Here is a 21,399-nt window from a genome sequence, read left to right as displayed (position 1 = left end):
TGGCGGAAAATAATTCCGACCGCCGCTCGCAGCGGTCGAATCCCGCCGCGTCGTTACTTGTTCTTGAACGCGGGCTTGCGCTTTTCGACGAAGGCCGCCATCCCTTCTTTTTGATCTTCCGTTGCGAAGAGCGAATGAAACAGGCGACGCTCGAAATGCACGCCCTCTGCGAGCGTGGTTTCGTAGGCGCGGTTGACCGACTCCTTCGCCATCATGACGGCGGGCAGGGAGAATTCGCAGATGGTCGCCGCGGCCGCGAGCGTTTCATTCAGCAAATCCGCAGCCGGAATGACTCGAGATACAAGCCCGGCACGCTCCGCCTCTTCCGCCCCCATCATCCGCGCGGTCAGGCACAGATCCATTGCCTTGGCTTTCGATACCGCGCGCGGCAGACGCTGCGTACCACCCGCCCCAGGAATCACGCCCAACTTGATCTCGGGCTGACCGAACTTCGCCGTATCGGCGGCGAAGATCATGTCGCACATCATGGCCAGCTCACAGCCGCCACCTAGCGCGAAGCCGGCAACCGCCGCAATGATCGGCTTGCGAATCGAGCGGATCGTCTCCCAGTTGCGCGTGATGTAGTCGCCTTTGTACACATCCATGAAGGTGTAGGTCGCCATCATCCCGATGTCCGCGCCGGCCGCAAACGCCTTTTCGCTACCCGTGATGACGATCGCACCCACGCCCTCATCGGCGTCGAACGCCTTGAGCGCTGCGCCCAGTTCGTCCATGAGCGCATCGTTAAGCGCATTGAGCGCCTTTGGCCGGTTCAGCGTGACCAGACCGACCTTGCCGCGCGTCTCGACCAGGATGTTTTCGTACCCCATAGCTCCTCCTTTCATCTAAAGAAAGTCCCCAAAAAAATTTTTTACGCCGAACTTTGACTAATGCTAACATTGCCCAACCAACCGGTCGGTCAATTAATTGATGCGGGCCCTGTCCACCCTCTCTACCAACGTTGAGCCATGACACATTCGCTGTTCGCCAAGCATGAGGGCGCGCTTCAAAAAGCGCTTGCCGCCATTGAGACCCGTGGCTACTGGAGCCCGTTCGCCGAAATGCCTAGCCCCAAAGTGTACGGGGAAACCGCTAGCGCAGATGGCGAAGCCGCGTTCAAGGCCCACCTGAATCGCGCCTTCGTACTCGACCAGCCGTCGACCGGCGAAACTGTCGGCAGCGAGGCCTCGCCGTTCGGTTTCGCGCTCGGCGCGCGCTATCCGAAATCGACGCCTGATCAGTTGATCGAAGCCGCCCAGAACGCCCAGCGCAACTGGCGTGCAGCGGGCCCGCAAGCATGGGCTGGCGTGAGCCTCGAAATTCTCGAGCGCCTTAATCGCGCAAGCTTCGAGATCGCCTTCAGCGTGATGCACACGACCGGCCAGGCGTTCATGATGGCGTTCCAGGCCGGCGGCCCGCACGCTCAGGACCGGGCGCTCGAAGCCGTCGCTTACGCATACGACCAGTTGCGCCGCATTCCCGCCGACGCGCACTGGGAAAAGCCGCAGGGCAAGAACCCGCCGCTCGCGATGCAAAAGCGCTTCACCATCGTGCCGCGTGGCACCGGCCTCGTGCTTGGCTGCTGCACGTTTCCGACCTGGAACGGCTACCCCGGCCTCTTTGCCGATCTCGCGACCGGCAACACCGTTATCGTCAAGCCGCACCCGGGCGCGATCCTGCCGCTCGCGATCACCGTGCGCATTGCGCGTGACGTCCTGCGTGAAGCCGGCTTCGATCCGAACATCGTGACCCTGCTCGCCACCGATCCCAACGACGGCGCGCTCGTGCAAGCGCTCGCGCTGCGCCCCGAGATCAAGCTGATCGACTTCACGGGCAGCACGCAAAACGGCGACTGGCTCGAGCGCAATGCGCACCAGGCGCAGGTCTACACAGAAAAGGCCGGCGTGAACCAGATCGTGATCGACTCCGTGGACGACCTGAAGGCCGCCGCCCGCAACATTGCCTTCTCGCTCTCGCTTTACTCGGGCCAGATGTGCACGGCTCCGCAGAACATCTATGTGCCGCGTGACGGCATCCGCACTGCTGAAGGCCAGGTGAGCTTCGAGGCCGTCGCTCAGGCAATTGCCGGCGCCGTGCAGAAGTTCGTGTCCGACCCGGCGCGCGCCGTCGAAGTGCTCGGCGCGATCCAGAATGAAGGTGTGACCGCTCGCATCGACGAGGCCCGCAAGCTCGGCACCGTGCTCGCCGACAGCCAAACGCTGGAACACCCGCAGTTCACCGGCGCTCGTGTACGCACGCCGCTCGTGCTTTCGCTCGACGCAGCCCGCGACGCCGCGCAGTTCACACGCGAGTGGTTCGGCCCGATCTCGTTCGTGATCGCCACGGATTCGACCGCCCAGTCGCTCAAGCTGGCCGGCGAGACCGCTCGCGACCACGGCGCGCTCACGCTCTCCGTCTACAGCACGGACGACGCGGTGATCGAAGCGGCTCACGAAGCCGCCATCACCGGCGGCGTGGCGCTCTCGATCAACCTGACGGGCGGCGTGTTCGTGAACCAGTCGGCTGCGTTCTCGGACTTCCACGGCACCGGCGCGAACCCCGCGGCGAACGCCGCACTCGCCGACGCCGCCTTCGTGGCGAACCGCTTCCGTGTGGTTCAGAGCCGCGTTCATGTTGAACCGAAAGCGGCCCCCGCGGTAGCCAGCTGAACGGTCTATGCCGTTCGGCCGAATAGCGCCCGCTTGCCCATCCCTCTAGCATGCAAGGCGTGAGTGCACTTCTGCGCTCGCGCCCCAGGAACCCGAGATGACCGAAGCCTATATCTGCGACGCGATTCGCACCCCGTTCGGCCGCTACGGCGGCGCCCTCAAAGACGTGCGCGCGGACGACCTCGCCGCCGTGCCCATCCGCGCACTCGTGGAGCGCAATCCCGGCGTGGACTGGAACGCGCTCGACGACGTGCTCTACGGCTGCGCCAACCAGGCCGGCGAGGACAATCGCAACGTCGCGCGCATGGCCGCGCTGCTCGCGGGCCTGCCCACCGACGCTCCGGGCGGCACGCTCAACCGCCTGTGCGGCTCGGGCCTCGACGCCGTGGGCAGTGCCGCACGCGCGATCAAGGCGGGCGAAGCGCGCCTCATGATCGCGGGCGGCGTGGAAAGCATGACGCGCGCGCCGTTCGTCATGGGCAAGGCTGCTTCGGCGTTCTCGCGTGAAGCGGCCATCTATGACACGACCATTGGCTGGCGCTTCGTCAACAAGCTGATGAAGCAACAGTACGGTGTCGATTCAATGCCGGAAACAGCGGAAAACGTCGCCGAGGAATTCAAGATCAATCGCGCCGATCAGGACGCGTTCGCGCTGCGCAGCCAGCAAAAAGCAGCGCGCGCGCAGAAGGACGGCACGCTCGCGCAGGAAATCGTAGCGGTCGAGATTGCGCAAAAGAAGGGTGACCCAGTTCGCGTGACGCTCGACGAACACCCGCGCGAGACTTCGCTCGAATCGCTCGCCAAACTCAAGGGCGTCGTGAAGCCGGACGGCACCGTCACGGCGGGCAACGCCTCGGGCGTCAACGACGGCGCCTGCGCCCTGCTGCTCGCCAATGAGGAAGCCGCAAAGCAATATGGCCTGCGTCGCCGCGCGCGCGTACTTGGCATGGCGACCGCTGGCGTCGCGCCGCGCATCATGGGCATCGGCCCCGCGCCCGCTACGCAAAAGCTGCTCAAGCAACTCGGCATGACGCTGGACCAGTTCGATGTGATCGAGCTCAATGAAGCATTCGCCTCGCAAGGTCTCGCCGTGCTGCGCGCACTCGGCATTGCCGACGACGATCCGCGCGTGAACCCGAATGGGGGCGCGATTGCACTGGGCCACCCGCTCGGCGCCTCGGGCGCACGGCTCGTTACAACGGCGCTCCATCAGCTGGAGCGCACGAATGGACGTTTCGCGCTTTGCACGATGTGCATCGGCGTCGGCCAGGGCATTGCCCTCGCGATCGAACGCATCGAGGCGTAACACGCGCAGTATCGACCGGCCGCCGGGCGATGCATTCGGCGGTCTCAGGCGGCAAACTGCTTTGCATTGAGCGGGACTCGGCGCTTAAGCGTCAGGCCCCGCCGACAGGAGACAACCGATGCCCTACGATGCGATCCGCGTCGAAATCGACGCATCCACCCGCGTGGCCACCATCACGCTCAACCGTCCGGACAAGCTCAACAGCTTCACGCGTGTCATGCACGCAGAGCTTGCCGCAGCACTCGACGAAGTCGTCGCAGCCGGCGCGCGCGCCCTTGTGCTGACAGGCGCGGGCCGCGGCTTCTGCGCGGGCCAGGATCTCGCCGATCTCGACTTCACACCGGGAGCGATGACCGACCTGGGCGACCTCATCGACGAGCATTTCAATCCGCTGATCAAGCGGCTGCAAGCGCTGCCGATGCCCGTGATCGCCGCTGTCAACGGCACCGCCGCCGGCGCTGGCGCAAATCTCGCCCTCGCCTGCGACCTCGTGCTCGCCGCACGCTCTGCCAGCTTCATCCAGGCGTTCGTGAAGATCGGCCTCGTGCCCGATTCCGGCGGCACGTGGTTCCTGCCCAAGCGCGTGGGCATGGCACGCGCACTCGGGCTCGCCATGACCGGCGAAAAACTCGGCGCGGAAAAGGCGGAGAGCTGGGGCCTCGTCTGGCAAGTGACCGACGATGCGGAACTCGCGCAAACGGCCGGCGCGCTCGCCGCACGCCTCGCGCAGCAACCTACGCGCGCCATCGTCGCCACGCGCGAAGCGCTGCGCGCATCGGCCACGAACACGCTCGACCAGCAACTCGATCTCGAACGCGATCTGCAGCGCGAACTCGGCGCGTCGTACGACTACGCGGAAGGCGTCCAGGCCTTCATCGAAAAACGCGCACCGCATTTCGAGGGCCGCTGAGATGTCCACGCAAGTCTCGCAACGGCCTGAGCACGACATGTCGCCCGACGAACTCGCCCGCGCGGCCGCGCTAGCGATGTACGAATCCGACGGCTGCACCCGCGCGCTCGGCATGGAACTCCTCGAAGTGCGCGCCGGTTACGCGCGCCTGCGCATGGCCGTGCGGCCCGAGTTCCTGAACGGCCATCAGACCTGCCACGGCGGGATGATTTTCTCGCTCGCGGATTCGGCGTTCGCCTTCGCTTGCAATTCATACAACATCAACACCGTAGCGGCCGGCTGCTCGATCGAGTTCCTGCGTCCCGTCCTGCGCGACGAGGTGTTGACCGCCGAAGCCGTCGAACAGGTGCTATCGGGACGCAACGGGGTCTACGACATCCGCGTGACGAACCGGGCAGGCGAAACCGTCGCGCTTTTCCGAGGCAAGTCCGCGCAGATTCGCGGCAATGTCATTCCAGTCGCAACGTGAAGCGGGTTTCCCCTTCTCGATTCCCTACGCGTCACGAGTAAAGTTCTTAAGATCCAGGAGACACCCATGAGTACCACGCTGCCGCTCGAATCCATCGAAAAGGCGAGCCGCGACGAGCTTGCTGCCCTGCAGCTCGAGCGCCTGAAATGGTCCCTGAACCATGCTTACGAGAATTCGCCGGTCTATCGCCGCAAATTCGACGAAGCAGGCGTGCATCCGTCGCAGGTGCAGTCGCTCGCCGATCTCGCGCGCTTCCCGTTCACCACGAAGAAGGATTTGCGCGATAACTACCCCTTCGGCATGTTCGCCGTGCCGCAAGACCAGATTTCGCGTATCCATGCGTCCTCGGGTACGACGGGCAAGCCGACCGTGGTTGCCTACACGGCGCGCGACATCGACACCTGGGCGAATCTCGTCGCGCGTTCGGTGCGCGCAGCGGGCGCACGGCGCGGCGATAAGGTACACATCAGCTACGGCTACGGACTCTTTACGGGTGGCCTTGGCGCGCACTACGGTGCCGAACGCGCGGGCCTCACGGTCATTCCGTTCGGTGGCGGTCAGACCGAGAAGCAAGTTCAGCTGATCCAGGACTTCCGTCCCGACATCATCATGGTCACGCCGAGCTATATGCTCGCGATCGCCGACGAAATGGAGCGCCAGGGCATCGATCCGCGCACCAGTTCGCTGCGCATCGGCATCTTCGGCGCGGAGCCGTGGACCAACGACATGCGCCGGGCGATCGAAGAACGCATGGGCATCACGGCGGTCGACATCTACGGTCTTTCGGAAGTGATGGGCCCGGGCGTTGCCTCGGAATGTGCGGAAACCAAGGACGGTCCGACGATCTGGGAAGACCACTTCTATCCCGAGATCATCAACCCGGAAACGGGCGAAGTGCTGCCTGACGGCGAATTCGGCGAACTCGTCTTCACCTCGCTCACCAAGGAAGCGCTGCCTATCATCCGTTACCGCACGCGCGACCTCACACGTCTGTTGCCGGGTACGGCGCGCACCATGCGCCGCATGGAGAAGATCACGGGCCGCTCGGACGACATGCTGATCATCCGCGGCGTGAACGTGTTCCCCACGCAGATCGAGGAACTGCTGCTCAAGCAGCCGGCGCTCGCGCCGCACTATCAGATCGTCCTGACGAAGGAAGGCCCGATGGACGTGATGGCGCTCAACTGCGAACCATGTCCGGAAACCGCGCCCGATTACGGCGCGCTCGACGCGGCAAGCAAGGCGCTCGCTTACGACATCAAGGCGCTGATCGGCGTGACGTGCAAGGTGAACGTGCTGGAGGTGAACGGCATCGAGCGTTCGGTCGGCAAGGCGAAGCGCGTGATCGACAAGCGGCCGAAGTGAGCGCGGTTCGCAACGCGTAGCAAAAGAAAAAGCCGGCTGCCGCCGGCTTTTTCGCTTCACGCTACGTGCGCGCTGAAAACGCTGCGGCACTCACGAGTTCGGGAACAGTAGCCACATTCGGCCGCCCTGCTTCATCTTGCCGGCCAGATCGCCGGCGTCGTCGCCAAGACCCCAGAAGTAGTCGGCGCGCACGCCGCCCTTGATTGCCGAGCCCGTATCTTGCGCGAACACGAGCCGGTTGAGCGGCGTGTTCGTGAGTGGCCGCGTGGTCTGCAGAAACACCGGCGTGCCAAGCGGAATCGAAGACGGATCGACGGCAATCGAGCGTTCCGGCGTGAGCGGCACGCCGAGCGCACCGATCGGGCCATCCGACCCACCCTGCGCGTCGCCCTCGGAGCCGCCCATTTCGCGGAAAAACACGAAGCGCGGATTGGTGTCGAGGAGCGCGTCCACGCGCGTGGGGTTCGCGCGCGCCCACGCCTTGATGCCCTGCATGGTCGCCTGCGCGGGCGTGAGTTCACCGCGGTCGAGCAGCCAGCGCCCAATCGACTTGTACGGCTGGTTGTTGGTGCCGCCAAAACCCACGCGCATCACGCTGCCGTCTTCCATCACGACGCGCCCCGAGCCCTGCACCTGCAGGAAGAACGCTTCGATCGGGTCGTCGACCCACACGAGCTCGTTGCCGTTGAGCACGCCCGAGCGTTCGAGTTGCGCGCGCGCCGGCATCGCGGCGCCCGGACGATAGGCGGACGGCCAGCGATACAGCGCGGTCTGGTAGATGCCGTGACGCGTGCGCGAACCATGCAGCAGCGGCTCGTAGTAGCCGGTCACGAGGCCGTCGAGCGTGCCGTCGGTGTTGGCGAACTGATAGGGGGTGAAATACGTTTCGAAGAATGCCCGAGCGCTCGATGCATCGAGGTCGTCGAGTTGCGAGGCGGCCGAGCACGCGCGCTGCCAGCGGGGATCGCGCGCGAGGCGCGTGCAGTTCGCGCGCAGCGCCGCGGTCACGCCGATCAGCGAGTCGTCCTGCCAGCCCGGCACCTGCTGCCACGCGACCGCCGTGAGACGCTGCGCGGCGAGTTGTGACGGCAGCGTGGGCGCACCCTTGGGCGGGGCGTTACGCACGTAGCTCGGGCCACCGCATGCGGCAAGCAAGGCCGCCAGCGAAACGGCACCCAACCAGCCGCCTAACCGGCCACCCAATCGGACCAACCCGCGCCGAAGCGCTGACCCCGCGCGATATTCCGCCTTTGTGAATCCCGGCATCACCGGGTCATTACGACCTGAATCGACGTCAAAATCACGCCTACAATACTGGCTCTCGATGGATGCCGCCATGTCAGAACTGCTCGACGAATACCCGATGCTCATGTTTGGTCTGGAAGCGCTCCTTGCGCTGTTCCTGCTGATTTTCATCGTTGTGTGGACCGCGTCGGGCAGGAAGAAACAAGCCTCGCGCGACGACCGGCGTCAGGACTAGCAGACCCCGAATTCGCGCCGCGGTTCAATGCAGCGTGCGCGGCATGCGCAACACGAACTCGGGCACGGGCGCCTCGAAACGCTCGGCGTCCTCGGCCACACAGAAGTACTCGCCGCGCATGGTGCCCACCGGGGTCGCGATCACGGCCCAGCTCGTGTACTCGAACTGCTCGCCCGGTTTCAAGAGCGGCTGATGGCCGACCACGCCGAGCCCCTTCACTTCCTGCACCTGATTTTCGCTGTCGGTGATCACCCAGTGGCGTGCAATGAGCTGGGCGCTCACCTGACCGGTATTGCGAATGGTCAGCGTGTACGCGAAGGCATATTGCCGGCGCTCCGGGTCCGATTCTTCGGGCAGGTAGCGCACCTGCGACGTCACGCTGAATTCGTACTGGCTCATCCTTGTTCCATTCGCCCGGGTGCGGCTGAGTGCGTTGACTGAGACGCCCGCGCAGCAAGGCGCTCGCGAGCGCGCCGCGAGGCGCGGCACATGGTTTGGCATTCTGCTTGATGCAACGGGCACCCGCAACCCGGCGCAGCCCGTGGCGGCCGCCGCGAACGGCTCTCCTACTGACGGTAAAATACGGTTTTTCCGACAGTTTTTCGATGGCCGCCATGACGCAATTCCGCATCGCCCCCAGCATTCTCTCCGCCGACTTCGCGCGTCTTGGCGAGGAAGTCCGCAATGTCGTCGCCGCCGGCGCCGACTGGATCCACTTCGACGTGATGGACAACCATTACGTGCCGAACCTCACTATCGGCCCGCTGGTGTGCGAGGCGATTCGCCCGCACGTGAACGTACCTATCGACGTGCATCTGATGGTGCGCCCGGTCGATCGCATCGTGCCCGACTTCGCCAAGGCCGGCGCGAACCTCATCAGCTTCCACCCGGAAGGCTCGGACCATATCGACCGCACGCTCTCGCTGATCCGCGACCACGGCTGCAAGGCGGGCCTCGTGTTCAACCCGGCCACGCCGCTGAACTATCTCGACCACGTGATGGACAAGGTCGACCTCGTGCTCATCATGTCGGTGAATCCTGGCTTCGGCGGCCAGTCGTTCATTCCGGAGGCGCTCAACAAGCTGCGTGAGGCCCGCGCGAAGATCGACGCCTACACGGCGCGCACGGGCCGCGAAATCCACCTCGAAGTGGACGGCGGCGTGAAGGTGGACAACATCGCCGAAATCGCGGCGGCAGGCGCAGACACCTTCGTGGCGGGCTCGGCGATCTTCGGCAAGCCGGACTACAAGGCCGTGATCGATCAGATGCGCGCGCAGCTCGCAAGCGTTGCCAACGCCGCAACCGCGAAATGAACGCCCCTGTCCGATTCACCGCGCCGCGCATCGAAGCGGCGCTGATCGACCTGGACGGCACGATGGTCGACACCGCCGACGACTTCGCCGCCGGCCTGAACGGCATGCTCGCGCAGCTCGACGCCGAGGAAACCACGCGCGAGGAAGTGATGGGCTACGTGGGCAAGGGCTCGGAGCACCTGATCCGCAGCGTGCTTGCGCCGCGCTTTGCGGCCGACAACGTGGAGGCACGCTTCGACGAAGCGCTCGCGCTCTACCAGGACGAGTACGCGAAGATCAACGGCCGCCATACGCATCTGTACCCGGAAGTCGTTGCGGGCCTCGCTGCGCTGCGCGACCAGGGCATCAAGCTCGCGTGCGTGACCAACAAGCCGCACCGCTTCGCCGTTGAGCTTTTGCAGCAATACGGCCTCGCGGCGTACTTCGAAGTGGTGATCGGCGGCGACAGCCTGGCGAAGAAGAAGCCGGACCCGCTGCCGATGCTCACCGCGTGCGAGCGCCTGGGCGTTGCGCCCGCAGCGGCGGTGGCGATCGGCGATTCGGAGAACGATGCGATTGCTGGCCGCGCGGCCGGTATGGCCACGCTCACGGTGCCCTACGGCTACAACCACGGCCAACCTGTACAAAAAATTGAATCGGATGGTATAGTTGCCTCGCTGCTCGACGCCGCCAAGGCGGTCGCAGCGCACAATGATCTGACTTAAGTTCTCAACTGAACGTCAACTATCCTCATGTTTCTGAATAAAAAACGGAGTCTGAGCACGATCGACCGGGGAGCCTGGCCCTGGCGTCGCTGGTCGCGCTAACCTCACCCGAGGTTCGCTGAAGTTGCGTATTCGTTCGTCTTCAGCACCGTTTTTTACTTCGCTGCGCACTCGCGCGTGTCTCGACTCTAAACTGTTGCAGTAACCCGTCGGCTGGTCTCGCCGTTGGCTTTCGTGGTCCTTGCGTATTGTTTCGCCGTTCGTGGCGAAGTGCGCGAGGCGCGAGCGGCTACGCCTCACCTTCCGTCGATGTACTGCACGCCGGCCCGGCAGGCGCTTTAATGCGCTTATCGGGCAGCACGAGCGAGCGCCAGCGGCCATCTAGCACTCAAAAACAAACGCCTCGCGCTCACCGCGCGCCCCGTTTTGAGCCGCACTGGGCCCGCACCCGCCGCGACCGGCAGCACGAACAGGATCGGAACATGACCGAACTCGAATTTCAGTCCCTCGCCAACGAGGGCTACAACCGCATCCCGCTGATCGCCGAAGCGCTCGCCGATCTCGAAACGCCGCTTTCGCTGTACCTCAAGCTCGCGCAGCCCGAGCGCGGCGGCGCCAATTCTTTCCTGCTGGAGTCCGTGGTGGGCGGCGAGCGCTTTGGGCGCTACTCGTTCATCGGCCTGCCCGCGCGCTCGCTGATCCGTACGCGCAACGGCGTTTCGGAAGTCGTGCGCGACGGCCAGGTGATCGAGACGCATCACGAAGATCCGCTCGAATTCATCGCGAAGTACCAGGCGCGCTTCAAGGTCGCGCAGCGCCCGGGCTTGCCGCGCTTCTGCGGCGGCCTCGCGGGCTACTTCGGCTACGACGCGGTGCGCTACATCGAGAAAAAGCTCGCCGACACCTGCCCGACCGACGACCTCGGCCTGCCCGACATCCAGTTGCTGCTGACCGAAGAAGTCGCCGTGATCGACAATCTCGCGGGCAAGCTCTACCTGATCGTCTACGCCGACCCGCAAACGCCCGAGGCCTACACCAAGGCCAAGCATCGCCTGCGCGAACTCAAGCAGCGCCTGCGCACCACGGTGCAGCCGCCGGTGACGAGCGCGAGCGTGCGCACCGAAACGTTCCGCGAATTCAAGAAGGACGACTACCTCGCCGCCGTGCGCAAGGCGAAGGAATACATCGCGGCGGGCGAACTGATGCAGGTTCAGGTGGGCCAGCGCCTCACGAAGCCGTATCGCGACAATCCGCTTTCGCTCTACCGCGCGCTGCGTTCGCTGAACCCGTCGCCGTACATGTACTACTACAACTTCGGCGAATTCCACGTGGTGGGCGCGTCGCCGGAAATTCTCGTGCGCCAGGAAAAGCGCGGCGAGGACCGCATCGTGACGATCCGGCCGCTCGCCGGCACTCGCCCGCGCGGCAACACGCCCGAGCGCGACGCCGAACTCGCGACCGAATTGCTCAATGACCCGAAGGAAATCGCCGAGCACGTCATGCTGATCGACCTCGCGCGCAACGACGTGGGCCGCATCGCCGAAATCGGCTCGGTGAGCGTGACCGACAAGATGATCATCGAAAAGTACTCGCACGTGCAGCACATCGTGAGTTCGGTGGAGGGCAAGCTCAAGCCCGGCATGAACAACTTCGACGTGCTGCGCGCCACCTTCCCGGCCGGCACGCTCTCGGGTGCGCCGAAGGTGCGCGCGATGGAACTGATCGACGAACTCGAACCCGTGAAGCGCGGCCTGTACGGTGGTGCCGTGGGCTATCTCTCGTTCAACGGCGAAATGGACCTCGCCATCGCGATCCGCACCGGCCTCATCCACAACGGCAATCTGTATGTGCAGGCCGCCGCGGGCGTGGTTGCGGATTCGGTGCCCGAGTCCGAATGGCAGGAAACCGAGAACAAGGCGCGCGCCGTGCTGCGCGCCGCCGAGCAGGTGCAGGACGGCCTCGACAGCGACTTCTGAGCGGAGAAAAGACCATGTTGCTCATGATCGACAACTACGATTCGTTTACCTACAACATCGTCCAGTACTTCGGCGAGCTTGGCGAAGACGTTCATACGTACCGTAACGACGAAATCACCATCGACGAAATCGCGAAGCTCAATCCTGCGCGCATCTGCCTCTCGCCGGGACCGAGCAACCCGCAGCACGCGGGCATCACGCTCGACGTGCTGCGCGAATTCGCGGGCAAGACGCCGATTCTCGGCGTGTGCCTCGGTCATCAGGCGATTGGCGAGGCGTTCGGCGGCCGCGTCGTGCGCGCGAAGACCATCATGCACGGCAAGGTGAGCCAGATCGAAACCGACTGCAAAGGCGTGTTCGCCGACCTGCCGAAGCACTTCAACGTCACGCGCTACCACTCGCTCGCCATCGAGCGCGAATCGCTGCCCGACTGCCTGGAAGTGTCGGCGTGGACCGACGACGGCGAAATCATGGGCGTGCGTCACCGCGAACTTGCAGTGGAAGGCGTGCAGTTCCATCCGGAGTCGATTCTCTCGGAGCACGGCCACGCGCTGTTCGAGAACTTCCTGAAGCAAACCAAGAGCGCCTAACCCGGAGGCCACCCACATGATTACCCCGCAGGAAGCGCTCCAACGCACGATCGAGCATCGCGAGATTTTTCACGACGAGATGCTCCATCTCATGCGCCTCATCATGCGCGGCGAGCTTTCGCCCGTGCTTTCGGCCGCCATCATCACCGGCCTGCGCGTGAAGAAGGAAACGATCGGCGAGATCACCGCCGCCGCGACCGTGATGCGCGAGTTCGCGAATCACGTCGAGGTGAAGGACAACTCGAACTTCATCGACATCGTCGGCACGGGCGGCGATGGTTCGCACACCTTTAATATCTCCACGGCTTCGATGTTCGTCGTCGCCGCGGCGGGTGCAAAAGTCGCCAAGCACGGCAATCGTGGCGTATCGAGCAAGTCGGGCAGCGCGGATGTACTCGAGGCGCTCGGCGTGAACATCGACCTGCAGCCGGATCAGGTGGCCGCATCGATCGCCGAAACGGGCATGGGCTTCATGTTCGCGCCCAATCATCATCCCGCGATGAAGAACATCGCCGCCGTGCGCCGCGAGCTGGGCGTGCGCACGATCTTCAACATCCTCGGGCCGCTCACGAATCCGGCCGGCGCGCCGAATCAGCTGATGGGCGTGTTTCACCCGGACCTCGTCGGCATTCAGGTGCGCGTGATGGAGCGTCTGGGCGCCAAGCACGTGTGCGTCGTGTACGGCAAGGACGGCATGGACGAGGTGTCGCTCGGTGCGGCCACGCTCGTGGGCGAGTTGAAGGACGGCCAGATTCGCGAGTACGAGATCCACCCCGAAGACTTCGGCATGCAGATGGTCTCGAACCGTTCGCTCAAGGTCGAAAACGCCGACGAATCGAAAGCGATGCTGCTCGGCGCGCTCTCGAACGAAGCGGGCACCGCGCGCGAGATCGTCGCGTTGAACGCGGGCACGGCGCTCTACTCGGCGAACGTGGCCGACTCGATCGCCGAAGGCATCGCGCTGGCGCGTGAGACCCTCGCCAGCGGCCGCGCGCGCGCCAAAGTCGACGAACTGGTACGCTTCACGCAACAGTTCAAACGCTGATCCAGCACCGTTTTTTGCCTCCGAATATCATGAGTGACATCCTCGACAAGATCATTGCGGTCAAGCGCGAAGAAGTGCGCGCCGCCGAGCAGAGCGCCCCGCTCGAAGAACTGCGTCTGCAGGCCAGCACGCGCGACTTGCGCGATTTCGTCGGCGCCTTGCGCGCGAAGCACGAGAACGGCCAGGCGGCCGTGATCGCCGAAGTGAAGAAGGCCAGTCCGTCGAAAGGCGTGCTGCGCGAAAACTTCCAGCCAGCCGAAATCGCGCGCTCGTACGCCGAAGGCGGCGCAGCCTGCCTTTCCGTGCTCACCGACGTGCAGTTCTTCCAGGGCAGCGTGGCGTACCTCGAAGCCGCGCGCGCCGCGTGCAATCTGCCGGTGCTGCGCAAGGACTTCATCGTCGATCCGTACCAGATCGTCGAAGCACGCGCGATGGGCGCCGACGCGATCCTGCTGATCGCCGCCGCGCTGCCGCCCGGCGAAATGCGCGACCTCGAGGCGCTTGCGCATTCGCTCGGTCTCGCGGTGCTGGTCGAGGTGCATGACCGCGAAGAACTCAAGCACGCGCTCACGCTGAAGACGCCGCTCATCGGCATCAACAACCGCAATCTGCGCACGTTCGAAACCACGCTGGATACGACCATCGGCATGCTCGACGACGTGCCCGAAGACCGAATCGTCGTGACCGAGTCGGGCATTCTCTCGCGCGCCGATGTCGAGAAGATGCGCTCGCTCTCCGTGCACACGTTCCTCGTGGGCGAAGCGTTCATGCGCGCCGAACATCCGGGCGCGGAACTCGCCCGCATGTTCTTCTGATTGCGCTGCACGATGGGTATCGAACGCGAAATCAAGCTCGCGCTGCCGCGCGGCCAGGTGGACGCGGCGCTGCGTCTGTTCGAGACGCGCGCCGGTATGCCCGGTCGTGCCATCAGGCTCGAAAACGTCTACTTCGACACGCCGGCGCTCGCACTCGCGGGCGCAAAGAGCGCGCTGCGCCTGCGCCGCGCGCCCGAAGGCTGGCTGCAGACGTTCAAGACCGTGGGTGTCGCGCAAAACGGGCTGCACGCGCGGCACGAGTGGGAAATGCCGGTGGCGGGCGAAGCGCTCGAAATCGACCGGCTGCTGCATGAGTGCGATGAGGCCGGCGTGTCGACGGCGCTCTCGGATGCCGCCGCGAACCTGATCCCGCTCTTTCGCACCGACTTCACGCGCACGCTGTGGACGCTCGACGTCGACGGCGCACAGGTGGAAGCGGCCATCGATCAGGGCGAAATCGTCGCGGACGTGAACGGCGAAACGCGCCGCGCGCCGATCTGCGAAATCGAGCTCGAATTGAAGGCGGGCGACGAAGCGGCATTGCACACGCTTGCTGCCGAACTTGCCAAGGCGCTGCCAGGCCTCGCGCCGGACGACATCAGCAAGGCCCAGCGCGGGTACAAGCTGCGCGAAGGCTGAGAACGACGCGGCGCAACCTCGAAGCGCCGCGCAAACACCCCAAAAAAAGAGCGCTGTTAGTTGCATCATCAGCGCCGAAGCCGCAAAATGCCGCGCCGCCGCGCTCGCGCCGGATTGAATCGCCGCGCAATTGCTGCGACACTTGCCGCCCATGACCTCCACGAAACGCCCGCGCGTCGCGATGCCGGTGCAAGCGTCGCTGTTCGACGACGATCTGACCGACACCGCGCAAGCCACGCTCGACGAGCCGCCGCTGCCCGAAGTCGATCCGCGTCAGATCACGATCTTCTCGCTGTTCGACGCCGACGAATTCCCCGCGCCCGCCCGCACGCACGCCGCGATGATTGCCAATACGTCCGCATCCGACATGTCCAACGAACCCGCCGCGCCGCAGGCCGGAATCGACACCACGCGACTCGAAGACCAGTTCGACGCGCTGCCCGCCGCCTGGCGCGAATTGCTCGCGCCGTTCATCGCGAGCGACGTCTACGCGCCGTTGTGCCGCTTCGTCGATGACGAGCGCGCCGCCGGCAAGACCGTCTATCCCGCCGACGTGTTCCGCGCGTTGCGCCTCACTTCGCCCGACGACGTGAAGGTCGTGATCCTCGGCCAGGACCCGTACCACGGCGACGATCGGGGCACGCCGCAGGCGCACGGCCTGGCGTTCTCGGTGCCGCCCTCGGTGCGCCCCCCGCCTTCGCTGCGCAACATCTTCAAGGAGATCGCGGCGAGCCTCGGCATTCAGGCGCCCGCGCACGGCTGTCTCGACGCCTGGGCGCGCCAGGGCGTGCTGCTGCTGAACACGGTGCTCACCGTCGAGCGCGCCAGCGCCGCGAGCCACGCGAAGCGCGGCTGGGAGCGCTGCACCGACACGCTGATCCAGCAACTCGCCGCACGCCACGAGCATCTCGTGTTCATGCTGTGGGGCGCGCACGCGCAGAACAAGCGTGCGCTGCTCTCGGGTGCGCATTGCGTGCTGGAAGCGCCGCATCCGTCGCCGCTTTCTGCGCATCGCGGCTTTCTCGGCTGCGGGCATTTTGCGCAGGCCAACGCGTATCTGGAGGCGCAAGGCCGCCAGCCGATCAACTGGCGTTTGCCGGAGGAAGGCCTCGTGCTCGCTTGAGCTTCGCGACGCAACGCGAAGCGACACACAATGAAAAAACGCCACGAGATCGCTCTCGTGGCGTTTTTTCTTTTACAGCCGTCGAGCAGCCGTCAAGCGCGGACTTTACGCCGCAGCGATCGCCTCACGCGCGCCCGCGAGCGCTGCGCTGGCTGCGTCCGGGCCCATGTTCAGGCCTTCGGCGTAGATGAAGTTCACGTCGGTCATGCCGAGGAAGCCGAGGAACGACTTCAGGTACGGCGTCTGGCTGTCGTGCGGGGTGCCTTGATACTTGCCGCCGCGCGCCGAAACGATATGCACCTTCTTGCCGTTCACGAGACCTTCCGGGCCGTTCGCGGTGTAGCGGAACGTGATGCCGGCACGCGCGATCCAGTCGAAGTACGTCTTGAGCTGCGACGAGACGCCGAAGTTGTACATCGGCGCGCCGATCACGATGACGTCCGCTGCCTGCAGTTCTGCGATCAGCGCTTCGCTGCGTGCCGCGATAGCCTGCTGCTCCGGCGTGCGCTGCTCGGCCGGCGTGAAGAACGCGCCGAGCACGGCGTCGTCGAGGTGCGGCAGCGGATCGGCTTGCAGGTTACGCGTAACGACTTGCGCACCCGGATTCGCTTGTTGCAGCTTGGCCGTCAGTTCGTTGACGAGCAGCGTCGACTGGGCGCCTTGCGAGCGGGCGGCGGAATTGATTTGCAGGATCGTGGTCATGGTGGCTCCTTCGGGTCTCAGTTGCGCAACGTTGCGCGAGTGAAGGCATTGTGTTTTTTTACCGCCCCCCGAAAAAGTAGTCCGCCGATGACGGATTGTTGCAGCGATAGAACAATCCCCGGCATGAAAAAACGGCGTGGGGCCAGGCACCCACGCCGTTTCTGGCACTGCCGTGCGGCTTACGCCGCCAGCCAGCGGTCCCGCAAGCCGCGCGCTGGCGCGCGCTTGTCGGATGCGGCGAGCTTGTAGCGCGCGACTTCAGGCGCATCGAGGGTCAGACGCGCCACGCGAAGCTCGTCGCGGCGGAACGCGTGGATCTCGACCTTCGTGCCCGGCTGGTAGCGCGAGAGCAGCGCGTCGAGATTCGAGCCCGTCACGCGCAGGCCGTCGAGCGCGATGAGCGCGTCGCCGGCAGAAAGTCCCGCCTTCTGCGCCGCGCCGCCTTCGTAGACCACCGCGAGCGTTGCGTCCGCGCCGCCACGCAGCCGCGCGCCGAGCGAGGGCTTCGCGCCGCGCTCCGGCTCCCCTTCGAGCGTCACGCCGAACGGCTCGAACAGCGTCGCGAGCGGCAGGTCGCGCGTACCGCGCACGGCGTCGCTAAAGAGCACGCCCAGTTCCACGCCGGTCGCTTCGGCAATCAATGCCTCGACGTCGTCCTCGCCCACGCCCACCGGCTTGCCGCGATAGAAGTCGCGGCCATAGCGCTGCCACAAGAGGCGCATGACGTCGTCGAGCGATTTACGGCCATTCGTCTGCGCGCGAATCGACAAATCGAACGCCAAAGCCACGAGCGAGCCCTTCGTGTAGTAGCTCACGATCGCATTCGATGCGTTCTCGTCCTGGCGGTAGTACTTCACCCACGCGTCGAACGAGCTTTCCGCGACGCTCTGCTTCAGGCGCCCCGCGCCGCGCAGCACGCCAGCGATCGTCTTGCCGAGGAGACCGAAGTATTCATCCGAGGAAATGAGCCCGCTGCGCACGAGCATGAGGTCGTCGTAGTAGGACGTAAAGCCTTCGAATAGCCACAAGAGCGAGGTGTAGTCCTCACGCGTGAGGTCGTACGGCACGAATGCGGCCGGCTTGATGCGCTTCACGTTCCAGGTGTGGAAGTACTCGTGGCTGCACAGGCCGAGATAGGTGCGATAGCCGTCCGACGTCTCCGGCTTGCCCTTCACCGGCAGATCCGTGCGATTGCAGATGAGCGCCGTCGACGCGCGATGCTCGAGGCCGCCGTAACCGTCGCTCACGGCTTGCGTCATGAACACGTAGCGTTCCATCGGCGCGCGCTTCGTGCGCGGCTCGAACAGCGCGATTTGCGCCTCGCAGATCTTCTTCAGGTCGGCGGCGAGACGCTCGGTGTCGAGCGCGACCACGCGGCCCGCGATCACGATGTCGTGCGGCACGCCGTGCGCCTTGAAGCTCGCGAGCGTGAACTCGCCGAGCGTCACGGGATGATCGACCAGTTCGTCGTAATTCGCGGCGGTGTACTCGCCGAAGCCGTAACGCTTCGTGCCGCGCGCTTCCGTGAGCGCCGTGCCCACGCGCCAGTGGCGATACGCGTGACCGTCCGGACGCTGGATATCGACCGCGTGCTGCGCGTCCTCATGGCCGAGCGCCGCGAGAAACACGCTCGTGCCGTTGAAGAAACCCACCGTGTCGTCGAGGTGCGCCGCACGCACCGACATATCCCATGCGTAGACCTCGTAGCGCAGCGTGAGCGCGCCCTTCACCGGCGCGGCCTGCCACGAGTGCTTGTCGGTCTTCGTCACGCGCACCTTGCGGCCTGCGTCGTTGAAGGCGCGCAGCGTGACGATGTTGCGCGCGAACTCGCGCACCATGTAGCTGCCCGGAATCCATACGGGCAGCATGAAGCGTTGACCGTCCGGCGCGGGGTCTTCCACGGTAAGCGTCACCTCGAACAGATGCGCGGCGGGATTCTTCGGGACGATGGTGTATCGGATCGGCTTCATCGGTGGGATCGGTGAGAGATTCGGTCAGCAGACGCTGCAATGCAATTTCAGTATGCCCGGCGCGCAAGAGCGGACAAAAAGCGCCGGGCAAAAAAAGCACCGGCCGCGAAAGCGGCCGGCGGGTTCGGGCGAGGCGTCAGTGCGCGCCGTTCAGTCCGCGTTCGAGCCGGTCGGCGCTGACCGCGCCGGGCAGGCGCGTACCGTCGGCGAGGATCACGGTGGGCGTGCCGGTCACGTTCATCTTCTGGCCGAGCGCGAGATTGCTGTCGATAGCGGCCGTGTCGCACGTGCCGGCAGCCGTGGGCGCCTTGCGGTCGACCATCCACGACTCCCACGCCTTCGCGCGGTCAGACGAGCACCAGATCTGCTTGGCCTTCGCCGTCGAATCCGGCGAGAGCACCGGATACAGGAAGGTGTAGACCGTCACGTTGTCCACGGCCTTCAGCGTGTTTTCGAGTTGATGGCAGTACGGGCAATTCGGGTCGGAGAACACGGCCATCTTGCGCTTGCCGTCGCCCTTCACGACCTTGACCGCGTTTTCGAACGGCAGCTTCGCGAAATCGACCTTGTTGATTTCGTTCAGGCGCGCCTCGGTGAGATTGCGGTGCGCCTTGGTGTCGATGAGTTCGCCGTTGAGCACGTAGTCGCCAGTGGCGTCGCTGTAGACGATTTGCGTGCCGAGGTTGATCTCGTAGAGGCCCGGCATCGGCGCCTTCGTGATGCCCTTGATGTCGCTGGCGTCGATGCCGAGGCGCGTCTGCAGCGCCGACCGGATCTTGTCGGTGGTCTGGTCGGCCTGGGCCGAGCAGCCGAGCGCCGAGGTGGCTACCGCGATCACGAGCGCGGCAATTCGAATACGCGTTTGCATGGGATGCATTCCTGATTCGCCCGCGCCGCGAGAGGGGCGACGCGCGCAGATTTCCGTTGAGTGGCCGGGGCGGCATGCGCTGCGGCCGCGGCCAATACGGCCATTCTAAGCTGCACGGGCCTCAAGCAACCGAAATGCCTGCTCGAGGGGTCAATGAGCGCTAAAGCCTGAGAATATTAGCCGAGCGCCGAGGCCACGAGCCAGCGCTTGAGCAGCGGCTGCGCGCCCACGAACGCCATGCCCGTGTTGCGCACCGCGCGCGCCAGCGTGCCGGGGAACGAGAAGAGCCGCTGCAGGCCGTCGGTGGCGACGACGAGCTTCTGGATGTCCTCGCGGCGGCTGCGTTCGTAGCGGCGCAGCAGCACGATGTCGCCGAGATCGCGGAACGCCTCTTTCTTCGTGACGACGTCGACGAGCGCGGCAACGTCGCGCAAACCGAGGTTCACGCCCTGGCCCGCAAGCGGGTGAATCAGATGCGCGGCGTCCCCGACCAGGGCAACGCGCGGCGCCACGAGCCGATCCACGGTTTGCAGCGAAAGCGGAAACCCGCGCGCAGCCGTGACGCACTCGAACTCACCGAGCTGGCTTTGCGAAACGCGCTCGACTTCAGCGGCAAGCTGCTCCGGCTCGAGCTTGAGCAGCGCGTCGGCGTGTTCGGTCTGTGCCGACCAGACGAGCGAGACGTGCTGATCCGGCAGCGGCAGCAAGGCGACGATCTCGCCCTCGCGGAACCACTGGTACGCCGTTTCGCCGTGCGGCTTTTGCGCGCGGAAATTGGCGACCACGCCGGTTTGGCGGTATTCGCGCCGCTCGACCTTCGAGCCGATCTGCGCGCGCACCCACGAATGCGCGCCATCCGCGCCGATTGCGAGGTCGGCTTCGATCGTGCGGCCATTGGCGAGGCCGATCACGGCCGCGTCGGATTTCACGTCCAGCGTCTCGGCGCGCGTGTCGATCCACGCGAGATTGGGCTGGAAGTTCAGCGCGGCGTCGAGCGCGCGCTCGATGACCGACGACTCGGCAATCCACGCGAGTTGCGCAACCGACGCCTGATACGCCGAGAAGTGCAGCTCCGCCGCAGCGTCGCCGAACACGCGCATGTCGTAGACGGGCGTGAGGCGCGCGGCGTCGGCGGCCTGCCAGACCCGCAGCCGCTCGAACAGCGCCTGCGAACTGCGCGAGAAGGCGTACACGCGCGCGTCGAACACGGCGCCCGCGGGCAGCGGCGCGCACGGCTGCGCGAGCAGCGCCACGCGCAGGCCGCCCTGGGTCAGCGCGAGCGCCGCCGACTTGCCGACGAGCCCGCCGCCGATCACGGCGACATCAAAGGTCTGGTTGCTTGCTGTCATGCGCGCATTATAGCCGCGGGTGCTTGTCTGACAGGGCCGGAAGGGCACGGATGTTGCGGCGCAGCAAGTCGTCGCAGGACGCCATCCCACGGGCACGGCGACGCCT

Annotated in this window: 21 protein-coding genes; 14 read left to right on the top strand and 7 right to left on the bottom strand. The window is 65.2% G+C overall.

Annotated features, from left to right (window positions below; genetic code table 11):
* Positions 1 to 53: 53 nt before the first annotated feature.
* Complete coding sequence (locus tag U5A52_RS33945; protein WP_321915839.1) at positions 54 to 830, bottom strand: enoyl-CoA hydratase; 777 nt, start codon at positions 828 to 830, stop codon at positions 54 to 56.
* 138 nt (positions 831 to 968) lie between these two features.
* On the opposite strand from U5A52_RS33945, the gene paaN reads away from it, so the two are divergent.
* The 5 genes from paaN (at position 969) to paaK (ending at position 6,719) form a co-directional block, all read left to right on the top strand.
* The gene (gene paaN, locus U5A52_RS33940; RefSeq protein ID WP_321938304.1) at positions 969 to 2,669 is read left to right on the top strand and encodes a phenylacetic acid degradation protein PaaN; all 1,701 of its coding nucleotides are present in this window, start codon (positions 969 to 971) and stop codon (positions 2,667 to 2,669) included.
* Positions 2,670 to 2,766: 97 nt separating this feature from the next.
* Positions 2,767 to 3,975, top strand: coding sequence for a 3-oxoadipyl-CoA thiolase (pcaF, locus tag U5A52_RS33935; RefSeq protein WP_321915841.1), 1,209 nt, complete (start codon positions 2,767 to 2,769; stop codon positions 3,973 to 3,975).
* Positions 3,976 to 4,093: 118 nt separating this feature from the next.
* Complete coding sequence (paaG, locus tag U5A52_RS33930; protein WP_321915842.1) at positions 4,094 to 4,885, top strand: 2-(1,2-epoxy-1,2-dihydrophenyl)acetyl-CoA isomerase PaaG; 792 nt, start codon at positions 4,094 to 4,096, stop codon at positions 4,883 to 4,885.
* 1 nt (position 4,886) lies between these two features.
* Entirely contained in the window at positions 4,887 to 5,354 is a 468-nt protein-coding gene (gene paaI / locus U5A52_RS33925; protein ID WP_321915843.1) for a hydroxyphenylacetyl-CoA thioesterase PaaI, read from the top strand.
* Between the two features lie 66 nt (positions 5,355 to 5,420).
* Entirely contained in the window at positions 5,421 to 6,719 is a 1,299-nt protein-coding gene (paaK, locus tag U5A52_RS33920) for a phenylacetate--CoA ligase PaaK (RefSeq protein WP_321915844.1), read from the top strand.
* Between the two features lie 90 nt (positions 6,720 to 6,809).
* Here paaK and U5A52_RS33915 read toward each other — a convergent pair whose 3' ends face one another.
* The gene (locus U5A52_RS33915) at positions 6,810 to 8,090 is read right to left on the bottom strand and encodes a murein transglycosylase A (protein ID WP_321938302.1); all 1,281 of its coding nucleotides are present in this window, start codon (positions 8,088 to 8,090) and stop codon (positions 6,810 to 6,812) included.
* Between U5A52_RS33915 and U5A52_RS33910 the strand changes: the two genes are divergently transcribed.
* Positions 8,056 to 8,199 (top strand): hypothetical protein, encoded by a 144-nt coding sequence (locus U5A52_RS33910; protein WP_165822966.1) that lies wholly within the window; start codon positions 8,056 to 8,058, stop codon positions 8,197 to 8,199. The two genes, U5A52_RS33915 and U5A52_RS33910, sit on opposite strands and share 35 nt — an antisense overlap.
* 24 nt (positions 8,200 to 8,223) lie before the next feature.
* On the opposite strand, the gene apaG is transcribed toward U5A52_RS33910, so the two are convergent.
* Entirely contained in the window at positions 8,224 to 8,598 is a 375-nt protein-coding gene (gene apaG / locus U5A52_RS33905; protein WP_321915846.1) for a Co2+/Mg2+ efflux protein ApaG, read from the bottom strand.
* Between the two features lie 215 nt (positions 8,599 to 8,813).
* On the opposite strand from apaG, the gene rpe reads away from it, so the two are divergent.
* The 8 genes from rpe (at position 8,814) to U5A52_RS33865 (ending at position 16,404) form a co-directional block, all read left to right on the top strand.
* Positions 8,814 to 9,512 (top strand): ribulose-phosphate 3-epimerase, encoded by a 699-nt coding sequence (gene rpe, locus U5A52_RS33900; RefSeq protein ID WP_321915847.1) that lies wholly within the window; start codon positions 8,814 to 8,816, stop codon positions 9,510 to 9,512.
* Positions 9,509 to 10,216: a phosphoglycolate phosphatase gene (locus U5A52_RS33895; protein WP_321915848.1), complete on the top strand. Its 708-nt coding sequence runs from the start codon at positions 9,509 to 9,511 to the stop codon at positions 10,214 to 10,216. Before rpe ends, U5A52_RS33895 begins: the two co-directional genes overlap by 4 nt.
* A gap of 482 nt (positions 10,217 to 10,698) precedes the next feature.
* Positions 10,699 to 12,192 carry an anthranilate synthase component I gene (gene trpE, locus U5A52_RS33890; protein ID WP_321915849.1) on the top strand — a complete coding sequence of 498 codons (1,494 nt, stop codon included), beginning with the start codon at positions 10,699 to 10,701 and terminating at the stop codon, positions 12,190 to 12,192.
* Positions 12,193 to 12,206: 14 nt separating this feature from the next.
* Complete coding sequence (locus U5A52_RS33885; RefSeq protein ID WP_069269170.1) at positions 12,207 to 12,782, top strand: aminodeoxychorismate/anthranilate synthase component II; 576 nt, start codon at positions 12,207 to 12,209, stop codon at positions 12,780 to 12,782.
* Between the two features lie 16 nt (positions 12,783 to 12,798).
* The gene (trpD, locus tag U5A52_RS33880; RefSeq protein WP_321915850.1) at positions 12,799 to 13,827 is read left to right on the top strand and encodes an anthranilate phosphoribosyltransferase; all 1,029 of its coding nucleotides are present in this window, start codon (positions 12,799 to 12,801) and stop codon (positions 13,825 to 13,827) included.
* 29 nt (positions 13,828 to 13,856) lie between these two features.
* Complete coding sequence (gene trpC, locus U5A52_RS33875) at positions 13,857 to 14,642, top strand: indole-3-glycerol phosphate synthase TrpC (protein WP_321938301.1); 786 nt, start codon at positions 13,857 to 13,859, stop codon at positions 14,640 to 14,642.
* 12 nt (positions 14,643 to 14,654) lie between these two features.
* On the top strand, positions 14,655 to 15,281 hold the full coding sequence (locus U5A52_RS33870; protein ID WP_321938299.1) for a CYTH domain-containing protein: 627 nt from the start codon (positions 14,655 to 14,657) through the stop codon (positions 15,279 to 15,281).
* 151 nt (positions 15,282 to 15,432) lie between these two features.
* Positions 15,433 to 16,404, top strand: coding sequence for a uracil-DNA glycosylase (locus U5A52_RS33865; RefSeq protein WP_321938297.1), 972 nt, complete (start codon positions 15,433 to 15,435; stop codon positions 16,402 to 16,404).
* A gap of 105 nt (positions 16,405 to 16,509) precedes the next feature.
* Here the strand turns inward: U5A52_RS33865 and U5A52_RS33860 are convergent, their stop codons facing one another.
* From U5A52_RS33860 to U5A52_RS33845, 4 genes are all read right to left on the bottom strand, one after another.
* On the bottom strand, positions 16,510 to 17,106 hold the full coding sequence (locus U5A52_RS33860) for an FMN-dependent NADH-azoreductase (protein WP_321915854.1): 597 nt from the start codon (positions 17,104 to 17,106) through the stop codon (positions 16,510 to 16,512).
* Positions 17,107 to 17,285: 179 nt separating this feature from the next.
* Positions 17,286 to 19,076, bottom strand: a complete 1,791-nt coding sequence (locus U5A52_RS33855) for a PDZ domain-containing protein (RefSeq protein ID WP_321938296.1) — start codon at positions 19,074 to 19,076, stop codon at positions 17,286 to 17,288.
* Between the two features lie 136 nt (positions 19,077 to 19,212).
* The gene (locus U5A52_RS33850; RefSeq protein WP_321938294.1) at positions 19,213 to 19,944 is read right to left on the bottom strand and encodes a DsbC family protein; all 732 of its coding nucleotides are present in this window, start codon (positions 19,942 to 19,944) and stop codon (positions 19,213 to 19,215) included.
* A 176-nt stretch (positions 19,945 to 20,120) separates the two neighbouring features.
* A complete protein-coding gene (locus tag U5A52_RS33845) occupies positions 20,121 to 21,293 on the bottom strand; it encodes a UbiH/UbiF family hydroxylase (RefSeq protein ID WP_321938292.1) in 1,173 nt (390 codons plus the stop codon).
* Positions 21,294 to 21,399 lie beyond the last annotated feature (106 nt).

Origin of the sequence: Paraburkholderia sp. J8-2 (assembly GCF_905220195.1) — a bacterium.
In the GTDB taxonomy this organism is placed as follows: Bacteria; Pseudomonadota; Gammaproteobacteria; order Burkholderiales; family Burkholderiaceae; genus Paraburkholderia.
This window is presented reverse-complemented; position numbering and strand designations above follow the sequence as displayed.